This is a genomic window from uncultured Photobacterium sp. (assembly GCF_947039875.1).
Taxonomy (GTDB): Bacteria; Pseudomonadota; Gammaproteobacteria; order Enterobacterales; family Vibrionaceae; genus Photobacterium.
The window spans coordinates 21,430-41,356 of sequence record NZ_CAMRAN010000035.1 but is presented as its reverse complement, the minus strand read 5'-3'; the positions used below and the strand labels follow the sequence as shown (position 1 = coordinate 41,356).

16 protein-coding genes, 1 tRNA gene and 2 pseudogenes are annotated in these 19,927 nt (G+C 40.3%); 8 read left to right on the top strand and 11 right to left on the bottom strand.

Going from position 1 to position 19,927, the window contains the following annotated elements; genetic code table 11:
* Positions 1-183 precede the first annotated feature (183 nt).
* Both Q0V26_RS12730 and Q0V26_RS12725 read left to right on the top strand, forming a co-directional pair.
* A tRNA-Pro gene (locus tag Q0V26_RS12730) sits at positions 184-260 on the top strand.
* Between the two features lie 50 nt (positions 261-310).
* A pseudogene (locus tag Q0V26_RS12725) lies at positions 311-412 on the top strand.
* Between the two features lie 18 nt (positions 413-430).
* Here the strand turns inward: Q0V26_RS12725 and Q0V26_RS12720 are convergent.
* Both Q0V26_RS12720 and Q0V26_RS12715 read right to left on the bottom strand, forming a co-directional pair.
* On the bottom strand, positions 431-1,294 hold the full coding sequence (locus tag Q0V26_RS12720; protein WP_297482001.1) for a TraB/GumN family protein: 864 nt from the start codon (positions 1,292-1,294) through the stop codon (positions 431-433).
* A 200-nt stretch (positions 1,295-1,494) separates the two neighbouring features.
* Positions 1,495-4,377 (bottom strand): copper-translocating P-type ATPase, encoded by a 2,883-nt coding sequence (locus tag Q0V26_RS12715; RefSeq protein WP_297482000.1) that lies wholly within the window; start codon positions 4,375-4,377, stop codon positions 1,495-1,497.
* Between the two features lie 103 nt (positions 4,378-4,480).
* Between Q0V26_RS12715 and cueR the strand changes: the two genes are divergently transcribed.
* The gene (gene cueR, locus Q0V26_RS12710) at positions 4,481-4,873 is read left to right on the top strand and encodes a Cu(I)-responsive transcriptional regulator (protein ID WP_297482004.1); all 393 of its coding nucleotides are present in this window, start codon (positions 4,481-4,483) and stop codon (positions 4,871-4,873) included.
* 26 nt (positions 4,874-4,899) lie between these two features.
* Here the strand turns inward: cueR and Q0V26_RS12705 are convergent, their stop codons facing one another.
* Together Q0V26_RS12705 and Q0V26_RS12700 are read right to left on the bottom strand one after the other, a co-directional pair.
* The gene (locus Q0V26_RS12705) at positions 4,900-5,337 is read right to left on the bottom strand and encodes a hypothetical protein (RefSeq protein ID WP_297481999.1); all 438 of its coding nucleotides are present in this window, start codon (positions 5,335-5,337) and stop codon (positions 4,900-4,902) included.
* Positions 5,324-5,989: a winged helix-turn-helix domain-containing protein gene (locus tag Q0V26_RS12700; RefSeq protein WP_297481998.1), complete on the bottom strand. Its 666-nt coding sequence runs from the start codon at positions 5,987-5,989 to the stop codon at positions 5,324-5,326. Before Q0V26_RS12700 ends, Q0V26_RS12705 begins: the two co-directional genes overlap by 14 nt.
* 704 nt (positions 5,990-6,693) lie before the next feature.
* Here Q0V26_RS12700 and Q0V26_RS12695 point away from each other — a divergent pair.
* Both Q0V26_RS12695 and Q0V26_RS12690 read left to right on the top strand, forming a co-directional pair.
* Positions 6,694-7,722: an OmpA family protein gene (locus Q0V26_RS12695; RefSeq protein WP_297481997.1), complete on the top strand. Its 1,029-nt coding sequence runs from the start codon at positions 6,694-6,696 to the stop codon at positions 7,720-7,722.
* A gap of 140 nt (positions 7,723-7,862) precedes the next feature.
* Positions 7,863-8,273: an META domain-containing protein gene (locus tag Q0V26_RS12690; protein ID WP_297481996.1), complete on the top strand. Its 411-nt coding sequence runs from the start codon at positions 7,863-7,865 to the stop codon at positions 8,271-8,273.
* A gap of 74 nt (positions 8,274-8,347) precedes the next feature.
* Here Q0V26_RS12690 and Q0V26_RS12685 read toward each other — a convergent pair whose 3' ends face one another.
* The 3 genes from Q0V26_RS12685 to Q0V26_RS12675 form a co-directional block, all read right to left on the bottom strand.
* Positions 8,348-9,202, bottom strand: a complete 855-nt coding sequence (locus Q0V26_RS12685) for a co-chaperone YbbN (RefSeq protein ID WP_297481995.1) — start codon at positions 9,200-9,202, stop codon at positions 8,348-8,350.
* A 592-nt stretch (positions 9,203-9,794) separates the two neighbouring features.
* A complete protein-coding gene (locus tag Q0V26_RS12680; RefSeq protein ID WP_297481994.1) occupies positions 9,795-10,622 on the bottom strand; it encodes an SDR family oxidoreductase in 828 nt (275 codons plus the stop codon).
* On the bottom strand, positions 10,619-11,233 hold the full coding sequence (locus Q0V26_RS12675; RefSeq protein WP_080158085.1) for an arylesterase: 615 nt from the start codon (positions 11,231-11,233) through the stop codon (positions 10,619-10,621). Before Q0V26_RS12675 ends, Q0V26_RS12680 begins: the two co-directional genes overlap by 4 nt.
* Between Q0V26_RS12675 and Q0V26_RS12670 the strand changes: the two genes are divergently transcribed.
* Both Q0V26_RS12670 and Q0V26_RS12665 read left to right on the top strand, forming a co-directional pair.
* Positions 11,232-11,954 (top strand): ABC transporter ATP-binding protein, encoded by a 723-nt coding sequence (locus tag Q0V26_RS12670; protein ID WP_297481993.1) that lies wholly within the window; start codon positions 11,232-11,234, stop codon positions 11,952-11,954. The genes Q0V26_RS12675 and Q0V26_RS12670 overlap by 2 nt on opposite strands.
* A complete protein-coding gene (locus tag Q0V26_RS12665) occupies positions 11,947-14,454 on the top strand; it encodes an FtsX-like permease family protein (protein WP_297481992.1) in 2,508 nt (835 codons plus the stop codon). The genes Q0V26_RS12670 and Q0V26_RS12665 overlap by 8 nt, the downstream gene beginning before the upstream one ends.
* Before the next feature lie 345 nt (positions 14,455-14,799).
* Here the strand turns inward: Q0V26_RS12665 and Q0V26_RS12660 are convergent, their stop codons facing one another.
* Positions 14,800-15,702 (bottom strand): TIGR01777 family oxidoreductase, encoded by a 903-nt coding sequence (locus Q0V26_RS12660; protein ID WP_297481991.1) that lies wholly within the window; start codon positions 15,700-15,702, stop codon positions 14,800-14,802.
* 213 nt (positions 15,703-15,915) lie between these two features.
* Between Q0V26_RS12660 and yfcE the strand changes: the two genes are divergently transcribed.
* Positions 15,916-16,464, top strand: a complete 549-nt coding sequence (gene yfcE / locus Q0V26_RS12655; RefSeq protein WP_107276876.1) for a phosphodiesterase — start codon at positions 15,916-15,918, stop codon at positions 16,462-16,464.
* 68 nt (positions 16,465-16,532) lie between these two features.
* On the opposite strand, the gene Q0V26_RS12650 is transcribed toward yfcE, so the two are convergent.
* From Q0V26_RS12650 to pta, 3 genes and pseudogenes are all read right to left on the bottom strand, one after another.
* Entirely contained in the window at positions 16,533-16,808 is a 276-nt protein-coding gene (locus Q0V26_RS12650; protein WP_080158080.1) for a SelT/SelW/SelH family protein, read from the bottom strand.
* Between the two features lie 30 nt (positions 16,809-16,838).
* Positions 16,839-17,599: pseudogene (locus Q0V26_RS12645) on the bottom strand (sulfite exporter TauE/SafE family protein).
* 137 nt (positions 17,600-17,736) lie between these two features.
* Positions 17,737-19,881: a phosphate acetyltransferase gene (gene pta / locus Q0V26_RS12640; RefSeq protein ID WP_297481990.1), complete on the bottom strand. Its 2,145-nt coding sequence runs from the start codon at positions 19,879-19,881 to the stop codon at positions 17,737-17,739.
* Positions 19,882-19,927: the final 46 nt, after the last annotated feature.

Sequence of the window (19,927 nt, the reverse complement as noted above, 5' to 3'; positions counted from 1 at the left end):
GTTGTCGCGAGTTCAAGCCTCGTTAGCCACCCCATTATTCAGGTTATCTTTTATTCGAGACCTTGGCTTTGTAAGCCTAAACAAAGTCGGTGAATAGCGCAGTTTGGTAGCGCATCTCTGATGTTGGGAATAGCGGACCAGAGGGTTGACCCTTCTAGCAGCGTTCCTAGAAAAGAATTAAGTCGGTGAATAGCGCAGTTTGGTAGCGCATCTGGTTTGGGACCAGAGGGTCGGGGGTTCGAATCCCTCTTCACCGACCACGATTAAGAAACCGTATCGAAAGATGCGGTTTTTTTTCGTCTGTAGAAAGTGGTGAATAGTGCAGTTTGGTAGCGCATCTCTGGCTGTCAGGTGTGGCGGACCAGAGGGGCGGGGGGGTCATTGATATTAGAATCTAGCTCTTCACCGACCACTATTAAGAAATCCCACTTTAGTTGCAATTGGCTTCTGTACTTGAGGTGATTTTCTCAACCTTAAAGCCTTGCCGTTTCATTAGATTAGGAAGGCCTTGATCGCCAATTAAATGAAAGGCACCAACCACAATCATAAATTTTCCTGATTGATAGGGGGGGGTGTGTGCAAGTGTTTCAGCCCAACGCTTGTTACGATCAAAAATTAAAGCATCATCAGTGGCTGGATCAATTTGGCTCTCTTGGAAAAGTTGCTCAAGTTTTTCACTGTCTCCATGTTGCCATACTTTAACCAAACAACGTAATGATGACTGGGTTCTATCCCATTCATTAATAGTGTCAATTAGCATTGGTGCGCCATTTTCTGGCAGGCTTTCTAACATCTTAAATTGTTGGCTAACACTTTCTAATTCAAGGATAGGAAGATGTTGCTGTTGAGCACGCTGCAACAATACATAATCGATACCATAATCAGCTTTAAGGTCGAGCTTATCAGCTAGCGCCAGCTGTAGCGTTACGGCCGTTAACCACGGTGGTTGTTGCAATAATGTTTCAAATGGAATGTTCAATGCGGTAGTGATTTTTTTTAATTTTTTGAGTACTGGTTCAGGTAATGCTTGGTGCGTAAAGGGCGGGGATAGTGTGGGCGTAGCTGGTGATTGTTGCAGTATATTAGCTTCTACAATTAAGGCATCAGCTTGTTGCCATTGCTCAAGAAATATATCAGGCAGAGGGAACATTGCCTCTTTACCCGCATGAATAGAACCTAAAACATAAAATTCACGTTGTTGATCGTAAATTTTCCACACAATAGGGTCGGCAAGTGTAGGTTGAGCAATAAAGGGCAGCACTAATAATGCCTTTGATAAGAGAGATTTGAACATGCGTTACCACAGATTAAGAAACATTGATTAAGTTATACCAAAGATTGATAGAAAACGAGATCAAAAAAGGCTACCGAAGTAGCCTTAATATGATTATCCAGTTACTGGACTCGTATTATTTTGAATTACGAGAACGTGGATTAAGCCAGAACCACCAGACAATAAATCCAATTGCGGCAACGCCTAATAATAAACACATATTATTTCTCCTGATCTTGTCGGCTTGGCTTAAATAAACGTAACCGGTTAGCATTACTTACTACGGTAATGGATGATAACGCCATCGCTGCACCTGCAATAACAGGGCTAAGCAGTGTTCCTGTAAGAGGGAATAACACGCCAGCAGCAATTGGAATGCCTAATGTATTGTAAATAAAGGCACCAAATAAGTTTTCTTTGATATTTCGTAGTGTTGCTTTTGATAACTCTAATGCATCAGCAACACCGTGTAGTGAATGGCGCATTAAGGTAAATTGCGCACTTTCAATCGCAACATCAGTACCGCTACCCATTGCAATACCAACTTCAGCCAGTGCTAGAGCAGGCGCATCATTAATACCGTCACCCACCATAACTACGCGTCGGCCTTGTTGCTGTAATAAGGTAATTTGTGCCGCTTTACCATCCGGTAATACTTCAGCAACGACGTCAGTGATCCCGAGTTTATTCGCAATAACCTTGGCAGTTTTAACACTGTCACCTGTTAACATAACGACTTTAAGACCCATTTTTTGCATCCGTTTAACGGCCGATAATGAATCTTTACGTAATGGATCACTAATACCAATAATACCAGCTAAAGCACCATTCTGTGCAAGATAGACAGGTGTTGCACCTTGATTCGCTATGAAATCAAAATCCATTTCAGCATGGTTAATCGTAATAGCATTTTGAACCATGAATTTAGCATTTCCTAACAGTAGTTGGTGTTGATCTACTGTGCCGGAAACACCCAATCCTGAATACGTCATGAAGTCACTATGAGGGTAGATCTCTAATTGCTGTTGTTGCGCTGATTTAACAATAGCATTGGCAAGTGGGTGCTCAGATCCTTGCTCTAAGCTTGCAGCCAATTGAATTAGCTGCTCACGTGTTAGTGTATTATAAATTTTATAATCAACAACTTGTGGTTTACCCTCGGTTAATGTACCTGTTTTATCTAATACCACGGTATCAATACTTGCGGCTTGTTGCATTGCTTCGGCATCTTTAATGAGAATACCTAGCTCTGCTGCACGGCCTACACCAACGGTTACTGACATTGGTGTTGCTAAGCCTAATGCACATGGACAGGCAATAATAAGTACCGTTGTTGCGGCAACAAGCATATATACAGATGCGGGTTGTGGACCAAAATAATACCAAGCCATAGCAGTTATTATGGCAATAATCATAACACTTGGTACAAAGACACTTGAGATAGTATCCGCTAATCGTGCCAGTGCGGGTTTACTGCTTTGTGCTTGGCGGACTAATTGAATAATACGTGCCAGCATGGTGTCACTGCCAATATGTTCAGCTTTAAAAAGTAAACTGCCTTGCTGATTAATTGTCCCTGCGCGAACGTGATCCCCCGCTTTTTTATGCACCGCAAGAGGCTCACCTGTCAGCATTGATTCGTCAAGATAGCTTGTTCCTTCAATAACAAGACCATCAACTGCAACTTTAGCCCCAGGTTTTAAACGTAATGTCATTCCTGCAATAATGGCACTTAGAGGACGTTCTATTTCTTGACCATTTTCAACTACAATTGCGGTTTGAGGCTGAAGATCGATTAAACGTTCTAACGCTTTTGATGTGCGGCTACGAGCACGCGCTTCTAATGCATGACCAATAGTGATTAGGCCAATTATCATTGCTGATGCTTCAAAATACACGTGACGAGCGGCTAATGGGAATAAATTAGGTGCAAGAACAACTGTCATTGAAAATAGCCATGCAGCACCAGTACCCAATGCAACGAGGGTATCCATAGTGGCACGGTGGTGTAGGAAAGCTTTCCAGCTATTAATATAAAAGTCTTTACCTGCTGTGACTAACAATGCCAATGTGATCAGGCCAATAATGCCCCAACTTATCTGGCTGGTTGTCGAGTTAATCACCATACTTCCGCCAAACAGCCCCCATGCCATTAATGGAACACCTAATGCGAGAGATGCAGTAGCATTACGGATATGGGTTTTAAATGTTTGTTGGTTTTGCTGTTGTTGGCGAATACGACGGGTTTGATCATCTTCACTTTCTTCTGCACCGTAACCGGCACTCTCGATAGCTTCTATAACGGCTTGTGATGATGCTTGACCGTAAATTAAAGCCGTACGCTCAGCAAGGTTAACATTAACACTATCAACACCCTCTACGGTCTTTATAGCTTTCTCTACTGATGCAACACAACTGGCGCAAGTTAATCCAGATAGAAGTAATTGGGTTGCATTACCTTGGGGGGCAATAATTGGTTCAGGGGCGATAACTGTATCAGCTTCAGTTGTTGGTTGAATATCAGTGCTTAATGCTGCTTGATAGCCTGTTGCCACCACGATAGCGATAAGATCGTCAGTAGTTAATGACGTCATTACACTGAGTGTATTTTTATCGAGTGTAATAATTTCAATATCGTCTTGAGTTAATGCTGTGGTCAATTTAGCCACACATTTACCACAAGAAAGGCCATTTAATGTGAAATCATAATGTTGTACCGCTGAATGTGTTACGACTTGATAGCCTAATTCGACAATTACGTTTGTTAGTGCTTGCTTACTGATTGCACCATAAACATCTGCTAATTGTTTAGTAATAGTAAAGTGTGCAATGTCATGACGTGTGGTTAAGGATTGTTCTATTTTTGCCACACAACGTCCACAAGATAACCCTGTAAGAGGCAATTGATAATGGAAGCCGACTTGGTAGCCTAATGCTGAAATAGCATCGAACAAATCAGGTAAAGAGCTGTCTACAGATACTGTTAGTTGTTCAGTATATATATCAATGAGTTGGATGTTAGGTAATAGGCTGATAGCATCACGAATTTTATTGACGCAATGCATACAACTTACATTGGCAAGAGGAAGAGTTATTGTATTCATGTGCTCGCCTTTTTATGCTTAGATGAAATAATGTACCTAGCATAATCCTTCCAGTAACTATAATGTCAAGAGTTGTTTAACCATATAGAGGGAATAAGTGATGATGAGTATCAGTGATGTCGCTAAACAAACAGGATTGACGGCAAAAACGATTCGTTTTTATGAAAGTAAAGGGGTGATCAGTGCTGCGCCTCGTGGCTCCAATGGTTACCGTTATTATAATGAAAGTCACATTGCTGAATTGTTATTAATTAAACGTTCACGAATGATTGGTTTTTCATTAGAGGAATGCCAGCAGTTATTGGCTTTATCGACAAATCCAGATCGTCATAGTCGAGATGTTAAGCAAAAAGCACTGCAAAAATTGATAGAAATTGATCATAAAATTGAAGAGTTAAAGCTAATTAAATTAACATTGGCGGCATTAACGGATCAGTGTCCTGGGGATAAAAGTGCGCATTGCCCTATTTTGGAAAGTCTAACGAAAAACGGCTAAATAACGATTATTTAGCCGTGATTTTGTTAGTGTCCACTATCTGTTATTGATAATGTGCCATCATAAGGAATGATATGTAATGCTTTTTTAGGTGATGAGCTATAGCTAACCATTGTATTCTTATCTAATCGTTTAAGATTAAATTGATACCAAAAACGTTCATGAGTCCAATTGAGGCTTTCAATTGCAGCGTCGGTGATTTTTTTAGTGTGATCTTCTGTATCAACGACTAATACAGCAGCATTACCAAAGGCATAAAAATAAAGCCCTTTTAATACGGTATAACCATTGTCTTGTTTAGGATCTGGGTAGTCAATTAATGTGTATTGACCAAATTTACAGCTGCCAAATTGTTCATGGTTGGAATTTTCGTATTTATAGTTAAAGTCACACCCCATACCGTTAATCACGGGATATAGCATTAAAAGTAATAATGCTATGATGAGATATTTAAATTTTTTCATACATTTTTCCAGTTGTATCAATATAAACCGTATTTTTACTCTTTAAGTTTTGTGGCAGTTTTTGTAGATTGAGCAATTCAATATTACCACAAATCTTTTGATTATTAACGGTAATACAAGGAGGTGATTGCCAACTACTGGCCCAAAGCATAATCCAGGCAACTATAATAGTTAAACAAACGCTATAGCCAATTTTTGTTATGGTAGGAAATGCGTTGCTCTTTGACGGTGCTTTGATGTTATTTATTTCTGTGTCTATTGCATTATTTTCAGTAAGACTATCGGCTTGCTGTAATTGTTCTATTTGATTTTGTTCATTATCGATAACAACTTCAGGTTGAAATTGTTGCTGAATAAAGGTGTTATTCGCAATGGTAAAGCCCGCACCTTTAATCGTAATGATAATTTCGTTTTTGCTTTTAAATGCTTTGCGTAAATTAGCAATGGCAACATTCAATGAATTTGGTACCACAACTTTATCAGGCCAACCGATTTCGAGCAGTTTTTCTCTACTGATAATTTCGCCACTGTTATCAATTAAAAATTGGAGGATTTTTGTTTCGCTAGCACTAAGTTTAGTGGTGGCTTCTTGGTTGGTATAAGCGCTCTTTTGCGGTTCAAAAATATCCTTACCGTATTTATATATGATCATGGCTTTAACTACCTATCTTAGTATCTGTTTTGGCAGTGTACGTCTATATGACCACTGCTTTTTATTGTTATTGCTTTCAGTATCGAAGCGCTTGGGTTTTATAGCGACATAAAGCCTCATTTTTTGGTAGTAGATAAAAGCGTAACTGTGGAGTTACTTCTTCTATTTCAACCATGAAAAAGCCCATCACATCTCTATGAACTTTATTTTCAAAGTAAATGCTAACAAAAAAAAATATTTATGGAAGAGATAATAAAGGATAATTAAAACTATAAATAGCACTGTATGATTATTTATTACATTATGTTAAGTGTGAAAAGGCATTTTTTTTATATTTTTTTCACGTAACATCAATGTGCTAGTTGTTTTTTAAGTTGTTGTTTTTTGTTATTTATTTTTGATGTCTGTGTTTTTATGTTTTTTTATTTAAATTAATTATTTTGAAAAAAAAACGGATTTTTCATTTATCTAAATTATTTCTGAAAGATTTGTTTTTTGGTGGTCATTTTTTTGACGCGTGTGAAAAATAACAATTAATTGTGAACATCATTTTTTATTATTTGCCTTAATGCCAACTGAGTCACAAAATGGTGTGGTATTAAAAATACTGTCCTGCGATACACGCTTAAAAAAATAGATAGTACGCACTTATATATGGACAGATAATTAGAAAGTTTTAAAGTATTTAACCAATGGAGTTAAACATGAAATTGAAATCTCTATCTCTAGCTGTAGTAGCAGCTTTATCTCTAGGCGTTGCTACATCTGCAATGGCTGCTGATGCTCCTGCAACGGCTACAAATAACACTGCATTAACTCAATCTGCAGCTACTGGTCACTGGTACGCTGGTCAAGGCCACGGCTTCTGGGTTGGTGGTGCTCTAGGCATGGGTTATGTTGGCAATAACGATGCAGGTGTGTTTGGTGGTCAAACTAACGCTCCAAGTGTTAAACTAGATGCTGGTTATGATTTTAACCAATACGTTGGTGTTTACGGTAGTTACGATTTTATGTACAACCTAGGCAACGCTGACATGCACATTGGTACTTTAGGTGTTAAAGGTAATTTACCTCTGACACAAAAATTATCTGCATTTGGTAAAGTTGGTGCTTCTTACATCTACGCAGATGGCCAATCTTTCCACCATCAGGCAACTCACCTACATTCAGATAGCTTCTCAGCTACAGCTGGTCTAGGTTTGTCTTACCAAATCACTAATGCACTATCTACTCAAATTGGTGCTGATTACTACCAGAACCTTGATACAACTAATGGTCATGCAGATCTAACTCAAGCGTACTGGGGTATGACATACAAGTTTGGTCAACCAGCAACACCTGTAATTGTTACTAACAATGTAGAAGTTGTTAAAGAAGTTGCTGTTGAAGCACAAATCCCAACTCGTTCTTCTTACGTTCTTCCATACCAAAATGGTCAAACTAAGTTAAACGACTACGGCCGTTACAATCTAGGTGAAGTTGTTGCAACTATGCAAGCTAACCCAGAAGTTAACGCACAAATTATCGGTCGTACTGATAAAGTTGGTAGCCAAGCAATCAACGAAAAAATCTCTGCAGCACGTGCAGCAAATGTTGCTAGCTTCCTAGAAGCAAACGGTATTAGCGCATCTCGCCTAACTGTTTCTCACGTAGCTAACAGCAACCCAATCAAAACTAACTCAGCTGACAGCACTAACTACGTTCAGCGTTCAGTACAAATCATCCTTAAGTAATTAAGACGATAGTACAGACTGTATAGTTTGAATATTAATGCCGGTGAGAGATCATCGGCATTGTTTTATGCGATTATTATCTCAATAGTTTGTTTCTAAATGAATAAAGCAGTCTATTGAGATTGAGTAATAGAGCTATGATGAAAAAAAGTAAATTTTGTTTATTAATATTATTAGTAATTTCATTGACAGGTTGTTTTTCTAATCAGCAACTGAATAAATCAACTCAACTTGTAGGGGAATGGACACTAAAGGGCGATGTATGTATCCCTGGTGTAACAAAGCATAAACCTAAATTAGATATTAATGCTGATATGAAAGTGTCTGGTTTTACGGGCTGTAATCAATTTAAAGGGCGTTTAATTGCCGCTGATGGTAGTTTCACTTTGCCTGTTGTTACCCGTAGGATTTGCTTACCTGAGCTTGTTACTCAGGAAGAAAATATGTTGAATGTATTACGTAGTGCGACCAGTATTGAAGTTATTAATAATACTTTGGTTGTTGACTCAGGCAATAAATTTTTAGTGTTTGAAAAAACGAATGCACGTTAGCAGTTAGCTTTAATTCGCTGAATAAAAAAGGCCCGTAAGTACAAAGCTTACGGGCCTTTTTATTAGTCTATAACTTAATATAGTAAAGAATACAGTTGACGGCGATAAGTTCCTGCAATCGGGTTGCCTTGTCCGAGTGCCGCTAAAATATCCATCATGGTCTTTTTAGCATTACCGTCAGCAAAATTAAGATCGCTACGAAGAATATTTAATAAGAGTGCTAATGCTTCTTCATTACGGTTTACTTGGCTGTATTGAACCGCAAGCTCAAAAGCAATATTTGCATCGCTTGGGTTTGCCGCTAATTTTTCTTCTAATAATTGTATTTCAGGTGAGTTACCCGCTTGTTTATGTAATTCAAGCTTGGCAAGTAGTCCTTTATATTGTGCATCTTGATCTTGCATCGGAATGGTTTCAAGAATTAACTCTGCTTCATCAAATAATCCTGCCGCCACCAAACATTCAGCAATCGCCAGTTCAACCACACTATTTTTAGGAAATTTTTGTGCTAACGGACGTAGTAATGCGAGTGCTTGATTGTAATCTTCGCTTTTTACTAACGTTAATGCGTGTTGCAGTTGTAATTCTTCGGGGGTTGGTAAATGACGGGTTAGCATTTCACGTAAACTTTGTTCTGTTTGTGGACCCGCTGAGCCATCAGTAGGTTGACCATCCTTAAATAGGGCGACAGTAGGTAATCCACGTACGCCAAATTGAGAAGCAACCATCTGTTGAGTTTCACAGTTCACCGTTGCTAGCGTAAATTGTCCTTGGTATTCACGAGCAATTTTTTCAAGGATTGCATTTACTTCTAGCGTTTCTGGCATTGAAGGCGCCCAGAAACTGATCACCACTGGTGTCTGCATTGATTGATCGATGATTTGCTGAAGATTCTGTTCGTTTAATTCAAGAGCGACATTTTGATACATGTGCTGATATCCGTTGGCTATTTGAAAGGCTATATCAAATATATGGGGATGAATCGAGACGAATCAAGAAAAGAGCATTAAATGACATTAATTATTAAAGGTAAGTATAACCGCGAGTGTGATACAGAGACAGATAAGATTAATTTGGCGCAACGACATACTACACCTCAGAGAAGACAATTTTTGATGATATAAGTTTTTTGACTTGCGCTTACTGTAGCGTTTTATTGTGACACTAATATGACGTTAATTATTAAAGGTAAGTATAACCGCGAGTGTGATACAGAGACAGATAAGATTAATTTGGCGCAACGACATACTACACCTCAGAGAAGACAATTTTTGATGATATAAGTTTTTTGACTTGCGCTTACTGTAGCGTTTTATTGTGACACTAATATGACGTTATTATAGATTTTGTCATTGATAGAGAAGAATGTTGGTATAAAGGTTATTTGTTTAACTTTAAGTGCGGAAATGTGATGTATTTTGCTTTGTTTATTTTTTGATTGTTGTTTTTGTCATCATTTTATCTGAATAAAATAAATTAAAATCAGCCATAATAAACGTTGTTATTATGGCTTATATTTAATTAATTACTCTTTATTAGCAGTTTATCTAACCATTTTGTCGGTAATATACGACGAAGAAAGCCAAAAATATATGTTGGTTGAGTAACATAGTAACGTGCTTTGGGGCGCTTACTGTTAATTATAGCCAACACTTGCTTAAAGACGGCATCGGGTCCTAAAGTGAACTTATTGTTTGGAGTTGTCGTGCCTAATCTATGTAATGTTTGTTGATAAGCATCATGATGACGAGAGTGATTAATATCAATGTGTTGTTCAAATTGAGATTTAGCATTTTGACGAAAATGACTTTCAATAGGTCCAGGTTCTATTAAGGCAATTTTTATGGGGGTGTTCGCTAATTCTAATCGAAGCGTATCAGTATAGCCTTCAATGGCAAATTTACTGGCGTTATAAGCTCCACGGTATTTCATTGCTACTAAGCCTAGAACTGAACTATTTTGAATTATCTTACCGTGGCCTTGTTGTAGCATCAACGGGATCACTGCACGAGTTAGTTGATGCCAGCCAAAGAAGTTAGTTTCAAATTGAGCGCGCAATGCCTCTGTAGATAAATCTTCTAATGCTCCTGGTTGGCCATAAGCCGCATTGTTAAATAGCATATCTAGTTGACCATTTGCTAAAACTAATGCTTGTTTTAATCCGCGATCAATCGATTCAGAACAACAAAGATCTAGTTGAATGCAATGAATACCTTGGTTATTTAATCGTTCTACATCGCGTTGCTGGCGACAACTGGCGATGACGTTATAGCCTAATTTATTGAGCTCGGCGGCGCAGTAATAGCCAATGCCAGAACTACAGCCAGTAATTAAGATAGAAGTCGTCATTGTGAACTTTCCTGATTGAGATACGGTTGAAGTTGCTTTGCCATAAATTGGGCGATAAGCGGTTGTGCTTCCGCTGTTGGATGAAGACCATCTTTCATCATCAGTTGAGGTTTAACAATGATGTCAATAAGGAAAAAAGGCAACAGTGGTACGTTCAATGATTGGCTTAACTCTGGGTAAGTATTACGAAACAACATGTTATAACGCTTACCATAATTAGGTGGAATTTCGATTTGCATTAATAACGGCTGTGATCCCATTTCTTTAATTAAAGTGATCATCTGATTGAGATTATTGCGTAGTATTTTAGGAGCAAAACCGCGTAAACCATCGTTTGCACCTAATTCGATTAATACTATGTCAGGTTGGTATTGCTTAAGCAGTTGCGGCAGTCGTGCTAACCCATTACCACTGGTATCGCCTGAGATACTGGCATTGATAATTGTCGTTGGTTGGGATTGTTGGGCTAATATTTCAGGTAGTAGTACAGGCCAGCTTTTATTGGTTGGCATTTGATAACCCGCACTTAAGCTATCACCCAAGACTAATAGCGTTTGACTAAATGCTGTCGATGAAAATAACAGCATTAATAATGAAAGGATTCGTATCATGTCAATCTCCGTAATAAAAGCACACGCTGTTTCTAAACAGGTTACGACAGCCTTGTCGCCAATGACCATTTTGCAGGATGTTTCGCTTGAGGTCGAGCAAGGCGAGTCAATTGCGTTAGTGGGTGTATCAGGCGCAGGAAAATCGACCCTAATGACGTTGCTGGCAGGGTTAGATGTGCCCACTGCCGGTGAGATTGAACTATTAGGTCATAATCTAACGCGCTTAGATGATGAACAACGGGCACAGCTGCGCAGTGAATCGATTGGGTTTGTGTTTCAAAACTTCTTATTATTGCCGACCTTAAATGCGTTAGAAAACGTTACTCTGCCATGTTTGATTCAAAATAAAGCGATCGATATTGAACGTGCTAAACAATTGTTAGCTGTTGTTGGTTTACAAGGACGAGAGACTCATATACCGAGCCAATTATCAGGTGGCGAGCAACAACGGGTAGCATTAGCACGCGCGTTTATGATCAACCCTAAAATTTTGTTTGCCGATGAGCCAACAGGAAATTTAGATCAACAAACGGCTGCAATGGTGATTGAGTTATTGTTTGAGCTTAATCGAGACAACGGTACTACCCTGATATTAGTGACTCATGATGATGCCTTAGCCGCACGGTGCGATCGAGTGCTGCGATTAGATAATGGCATATTAAATCAAGTGCAAAATAGGACTGATAATAAGCCATTAAATAAGGACGATCGCGATGTTTAATACTGCTGTTGCTGCTAATAATCGATCATTTATTGTGCGTTGGGCATGGCGTGAAATTCGCCAAGGTCAATTATGGTTAGTCACTTTAGCGTTGAGTTTAATTATCGCGTGTGTGTTTGCGTTATCAGCATTAGTGAGCCGAGTAGAAGCGATCATTGTTGATCAAGGACGATCTGCATTAACGGCTGATAGTGTGCTTGTTTCTTCACAGCCGATTGATCTTTCGCAGCTTAAAGCATTATCAACCGATGCGGTAAAAGTCGCTCAGCAAATCCGTTTTGGTACTATGGCATTTAGTGATAACGGCATGCAGTTGGTGAGTGTTAAAGCTGTCGACTCAGGCTTTCCATTACGGGGTGAACTTAACTTACAAAGTGCAGATACCGCGTTATTAGAACACCATGTAAAACCGCAGCAATTATGGCTAACTGAGCGCTTATTTTCGCTGTTAAACGTGAAAATTGGTGATGTACTAATGCTGGGTGATGCAGAGCTAAAAATTAGCGGACGCATTACTCAAGATCCAGAACTATCGTTTAATCCGTTTAGCCAAATGCCGACGGTGTTTATTCATCAACAAGATATTGAAGCTGTCGGTGGTGTGCAGCCCGGCAGTCGTATCAGCTATCGTTATTATTTCTCTGGTTCCAATCAAGTATTAGATGATATTCGTCAGCAATTAATCTTAACTCCAAGTCAACGGTGGCTAACTGAAAATGATGCTGGACGCAGTGGTGATTTTATTGAACGTGCGCGGCAATATTTATCGCTCACATTGGTGCTGGTGGTATTAATGGCTGCTGCCACGTTAGTGCTAACTTGCCAACACTATGCGGCAACGCGTAAGACGGCGGTGGCGATGATGAAAAGTCTTGGTGCGACTCAAGGTTTTTTATGGCGCTGGCTATTAACTCAGATCGGCCTCGTGTTTGTGGTTGCGATCATTATTGGTTTAACGCTTGGATTAGGGCTTGAGTGGTTGCTGCGTTATCCCCTGCAAAACTTATTACCCGATCAGCTACCTGCGATGGGAATTGCGCCTTTTGCGATCAGTTTATTGTTGGCATTGTTAATTGCACTACCAGCGTTAGGGATCCCGCTGTCACGGTTAGTTCAAACCTCCGCGATCAATTCAGTACAAGTATCGACAATAGCCCCCACTTCTAGTCGTTTGGCATGGTTACTGTTATTGCCTCCTGTGTTAGCGGCTATCGTGTGGATTGGCACTAATTTTTTAGTGTGGTTAACCCTGTTAGGTATCGTGGGGTTGTTGTTGGTTTTAGCGGGTATTGGTGTGACTGCTATCGCGTTATTACAACGAGTGAAATTAGGCGCAGCTTATCGTTTAGCGTTAAGCCGTGTGAATCGCAGTAAAAACAAAACTGCGACTCAACTGGTGGCGTTAACTTGCTCATTAATGTTATTGGCGGTGATTGGATTATTACGTAATGAATTACTCGCGGATTGGCAAAATACCCTACCTGCGAATGCGCCGAATGTGTTTGCACTCAATATCGCCCCTGAGCAACAGCAAAGCTATTTAGCTGATTTAGATAAAGCTAATCTAACCCGTTCGCAAGGCTATCCAGTAACGCGAGGGCGGTTAGTCGCAATTAACGATCAACGTTTTTACGCTACATCAAATAAAACGGCGACTGATCAAGCTGAAAATAATACTGAGATAAATAATGAGCTAAATCGAAAGGCCGATGATGACAGTGTTGATCCTGCTTTAAGGCGCGAGCTTAACTTTACATGGGCCAAAGAACTGCCAAGTCATAATGTGGTTACCAAAGGGCAATGGGATAAAGCGGACGGTGTTTCAGTTGAATCTGGAATTGCCAAACGATTGAATATTCAGTTGGGTGATAAGTTGGTATTTACCGTTGGCGGGTTGGAATTTAACGCTACCGTTAACAGCATTCGACATGTTGAATGGCGCAATATGAAGCCTAATTTCTACTTTATTTTTACGCCGGATGTGTTGCAGTCATTTCCCGCTACGGGATTGGTCAGCTTTCGAGTTGGTGAGCAACAAAATGGATTATTAAATACTTTAGCTAGCAAATATCCTACTGTGAGCGTGCTTGATTTACGGATGATGGCAACCCGTATTCAAGGTTTATTGGCGCAAGTAAGTTGGTCGTTAGCAGTGTTAGCTGGACTCGGTATTGTTAGTGGTTTATTGCTGATCATGACGTTGTTACGGTTAAGTATTTCTGAGCGTCAAACGGAAATTCAGTTATACCGAACCTTAGGTGCTAGCCGAAAACGCATTGCTGCTACTCTGTGGTTTGAGTATGGAATTATTGCCGTGTTAGCAGGAGTGATTGCTGCGATAGGCGCAGAGTTGGTGGTCGGTTTGCTGGTGGTTAAAGGGTTTGAATTACCGTTTAGTTTACATCCGATGATTTGGGTTGGCTTACCTGTGTTGGCGATTGTGTTGGTATATTTCGTATCGCAATCGCAGATCAAAAAACTACTATTGCCATTACGATGATGATGTTGGCGTTAACAATATTTTGATTATTTGCCGATTATGACTTGTTTGAATGAAAAAAAGATCGAATATTTTTAATGATCAGTGCTGATGTTAGCAAAATAGGTACTGATACCATTAAAACCAAAATGATAGTCTCGAGACCTAAAAAAATAAGCGATGTAATTACGGTAGGATTAGTTAGATCTAACATAATAAACTCCAATGTTGCATTTATTATACATGTTATTGGGTGGGGATAATTATAGCAAGATCTTTAGGTCTAATATCTGATAACTTTATTACAGGATTATTATTCGACAGGGCTGTTACTCAACCCTGCTTTTATTGTGCTAACATACTTAATCAATCCCCCAACGTCTGCTTTAACGCCTGCTCAATATAAGGGAAGGTAAAGTTAAACCCTGCTGCCTGTAATTTGTTCGGTAATGCGCGTTGACCGTCTAATAGCAGTTGTGAAGACTCTCCAAGGGCACATTTTAATACCCAAGCAGGGGTAAATAATAAATGTGGTCGATGCAATGTACTGGCAAGGGCGGCACTGAAAGCGCGATTAGTAATGGGGTTGGGGGCGGTCATATTATACGGACCTTGAGTATTACTATTATTAAGTAAAAATAAAATCCCTCGCACCATATCTTGCAGTTGGATCCACGGGAAATATTGCTGACCATCGCCAATAGGGCCACCAACGCCTAATTGATAAGGCAGTAACATTTTCGCCAATGCACCGCCTTGTTTAGCAAGTACGATCCCCGTTCTTAATAAGCATACACGCGTTTTATCAGATTGTGCTTCAAGGGCTATTTGTTCCCACTGAGAGCAAACGTGCTGGGAAAAATCAGTATTATTAGGCTCAATAGTAAAGCTTTCATCAATGGTTTTATCATGTTGATTACCGTAGATGCCAACAGCTGAGCCACTGATAAACGTTTGTGGAGGGGTATCACTGGCTTTAATTTTATCAACCAGTTGTTGGGTAATATTCCAACGGCTGTCTTCAATGATATGTTTTTGTTGCTCACTCCAACGTTTACCGATAATAGGCTCACCAGCAAGGTTAATTACCGCCTCAAATTGATCAAGGTTGGGTAATGATTCGAGGGAATCAAGCGCATTAATATGATGACCTAATTGTTGATAAGCGCGAGCGGGATCACGGCTAATAACCGTAATTTCATCATGATTTAAATGGGGAAGCAGTGCTTTACCGATGAGCCCTGTCGCGCCCGTCACTAAGATTTTCATAGTGTTATTCCTCGCGGTTATCGATGTACTATATTAAATTAACTGATGCTATAAACAAGTTTGTGCTGCAATGAATATTATTATTGCCAATTACTTTCACAGTATAAGTGATACTGGCTGATCACATTATGGCTTGATTGTGATAATAGTATTTTTATTGCAGCTCACGTAGACTGAATCAATATATTTACGATTTTTTGGTCGAGCTTAATCATGAAATTATTTTTTGCATCAGATATTCACGGTAGTTTCGTTGCTGCTCAAAAAGCCATTGCTGCTTTTGAAAAAAGTGGGGCTAAGTATCTTATTTTATTAGGTGATATTCTTAATCATGGGCCTCGCAATGCGTTACCTGAAGGGTACGATCCGATCAAAGTGGCTGAATTATTAAATCAGTATGCAGATCGAATTACCGCGGTAAGAGGTAATTGCGACAGCGACGTTGATCAAATGCTGTTAGATTTTCCAATGATGGCAGATTATAACTTGGTGATGTTAGCTGATGGTCGACGGTTATTTTTAACTCATGGTCATATTTATAATGCCGATAAGCATCCACCGTTGATGAATGGTGATGTGATTGTATCTGGCCACACGCATATTCCTGTTGCTGAATTAAAATCGGATTACTACGCCTTTAATCCTGGCTCCGTTGCTATTCCTCGTAACGGTTTACCTGCAAGCTACGGTTTATTAGACGGTAATCAGCTATCTGTGATTAGTTTTGAGGGTGAGGTGTTGGCGCAAACAGTGCTTAATTAGCATCTTAGCCATTAATAAAAAGCGCATGCTTGAGCTATCGAGCATGCGCTTTTTTGTTGAAAGCAAGATTATCTATCGATATGACCTAAATCACGTTCGGGATCTATCTCATCACGAATCCGTTGTTTAAGTTGTTTTGCATCAGGAAAGCCGCCATCGACTTTACGTTCCCAAATAAGCTGTTTATTACAAAAAATTTCAAAACGTCCACCGGTATCAGGATGAAGGCTAATGGAAGTGATTTCTTCACTGAAGGTATGCAGTAATTCTTGTGTCATCCATGTTGCTCGCAGCATCCAATTACACTGACGACAATAATAAATATCGATGGTGGCTTTATTCATGTTTATTCCTGTTTGAGGCGGTGGTTATTATTAAAGATCGAGTAATAATTTAAAACCAATCACAAAAGTTAAGCTTTCAAAGCAACGCTTAATTAACTGATTACTACGTTGATGGGCAAGGTGAGCACCAAGATAGCCACCGAGTAACGATCCAATTAATAATACTGTAGCCACGGCCAGTAAATGGTTGCCCCTGCTTGGTAGATAGCAATGGCACCGATGGTATTCCAAAATAATCCAACGCTGACTAAAGTAATGGCGACAGCTTGTTTATAGTCAAATCCAAACCATCGCACTAAGAACATAGTGACAAATAAACCACTCCCCGCGGTCAGTGAGCCGTTAATCATGCCGATAATAAATAAAATAATAGCGCCAATAATAAATCCTAAACTATGCCGACGTTGTGGTGTGGATGTTTGGCCAAGATCTTTAGTAGTAACAGAATAAATACCTAGGCTAATGATCAATGCACCTAAGGCGGCTTCGGCAAATTTAACGGGGATAGCAAGAATGAGATTTGCCCCAATAATGACGCCAATAGCGCCAACGATAATCACGTAGAAGGTGAGTTTCCACGGTAAGTTGCCATTACGGAGATGATTAACGGTAGCACCAATACCTAAAGCAACACTGGCAACTTTATGGGTCGCAAGGGCAATACCAAACGGTAAACCAAGAAAAAGAAGTAATGGGAATTGAATTAAACCAGCACCACCACCAGAAAGTGAAGCGAGGGTATTTGAAACTAAAGAGCCGATAAAAAGCCCTAAGGTATTGAGCACATCCATGCTATTGGGTCATCCTTAACCTAAGTAGACAATTAGCATAAAGGCTTAAATCCGCTGTTGCCAGCAATAAAAAACGCCCCTGCACAAAATTATTGTGCAGGGGCGTTAGAACAGTTTTTTAAGTAAGAAAAAATAACTTACTTAGCGTTAGCTTGTTCTGCCTGAATCGCAGTTAGTGCAACTGTGTAAACGATATCGTCTACTAGTGCGCCACGAGAAAGGTCGTTAACTGGCTTACGCATGCCCTGAAGCATTGGACCGATAGAGACTAGATCTGCAGAACGCTGTACCGCTTTGTAAGTTGTGTTACCCGTATTTAGGTCTGGGAATACAAATACAGTTGCTTTACCTGCTACTGGAGAGTTAGGCGCTTTAGAAGCCGCTACGTTTTCCATGATTGCAGCATCGTACTGTAGAGGACCGTCGATCACTAGATCCGGACGTTTCTCTTGAGCAAGTTTAGTTGCTTCACGTACTTTATCTACGTCTGCGCCTTTACCAGAAGTACCAGTAGAGTATGAGATCATAGCAACGCGAGGGTCGATACCAAATGCTTTTGCAGAATCTGCAGATTGGATAGCGATTTCAGCAAGTTGCTCAGCTGTTGGATCTGGGTTGATCGCACAGTCACCGTAAACCAATACTTGGTCAGGTAGTAGCATGAAGAATACAGACGATACGATAGACGCATCAGGTGCAGTCTTGATGATTTGGAATGGAGGAACGATAGTGTTCGCAGTTGTGTGAACTGCACCAGACACTAGACCGTCAACTTCGCCATTCTCAAGCATCATTGTGCCTAGGAATACTGAATCTTGTAGTTTCTCACGCGCTACAACGTCAGTCATGCCTTTCGCGCCACGTAGCTCAACTAAACGAGCAACGTAGTTTTCACGTACTTCATCAGAGTTGATGATAGTTACGCCAGCACCAAGAACAACGCCTTGTTGCTCAGCAACGCGACGGATTTCTTCTGGGTTACCTAGAAGCACACATTCAGCGATACCGCGCTCAGCACAGATAGCCGCAGCTTTAACTGTACGTGGCTCATCACCTTCAGGAAGAACGATACGCTTAGCAGCTTTACGAGCAAGTTCAGTTAACTGGTAACGGAATGCTGGTGGGCTTAGACGACGCTCACGGTTTGAACCTTCAGTTAGAGACTCAATCCAGTTACCGTCGATGTGGCTTGCCATGTACTCGTTAACAAACTCAACGCGCTCTTTATCGTCTGCAGGTACTTCTAAAGTGAAGCTCTGTAGGTTAAGCGATGTCTGCCATGTGTTACCTTGTGCAGTCATAACAGGAAGGCCTGTTGCGAATGCGCGCTCACAAAGATCCATAACAGGTTTAGGTAGGTCGTAACCACCTGTTAATAGAAGTGCACCTAGCTCAACGCCGTTCATTGCAGCAAGACATGCAGCAACGATAACATCAGGACGGTCAGCAGACGTCACAAGTAGTGAACCTGGACGGAAGTGCTCAACCATATTAGGGATAGAACGAGCACAGAATGTGATGCTCTTAATACGACGCGTTTCTAGATCGCCTGCATTGATAATTTCAGCATTTAGGTGCTGAGCAATATCTGTTGCACGAGTAGCGATTAGCTCAGCGCTCCAAGGTGCACAACCAAGTACACGGATAGGGCTTGAGTTAAACACTTGCATGATTTCAACATTTGAAGGAACAGTACCTTCAACATCGTCAAAAATCTCAGAAAGATCAGGGCGAGTACGGCCTTCAGCATCAACAGGTGCGTTAAGTTTATTAACGATAACACCAGAGATTTGCTTGTTTTTAATGCCGCCAAAGTTAGAACATGCTACTTCGATACGTTCTTTTAGCTGTGATGGGTTATCTGTGCCAGGAGAGACAACGAATACGATTTCAGCATCAAGTGTTTTTGCAATTTCAAAGTTAATTTGATTTGCAAATGGGTGCTTACGAGTAGCAACTAGACCTTCGATTAGCGTTACATCAGCATTTGCTGCTGCTTTAAAGCGAGCAACAATGTCTTCTAGAAGAACGTCAGTTTTGTCGTTACGAATAAGTTCTTCTGCGCTTGCCATTGAGAATGACTCAGCGATTTGCATATCGCTGTTAGCACGGATGATCGTTGTTGTTAGATCAGGCTGGTCGCCACCTTGACGTGGTTGCGCGATTGGCTTGAAGAATGAAACACGAACGCCTTTGCGTTCCATTGCACGAAGCACACCAAGACTAACGCTTGTTAGACCAACACCAGCGCCAACTGGGATAAGCATAATAGTACGAGACACTATAGATTCCTCTGACTATTGAATCGATACAGCACTGTTCAATAAC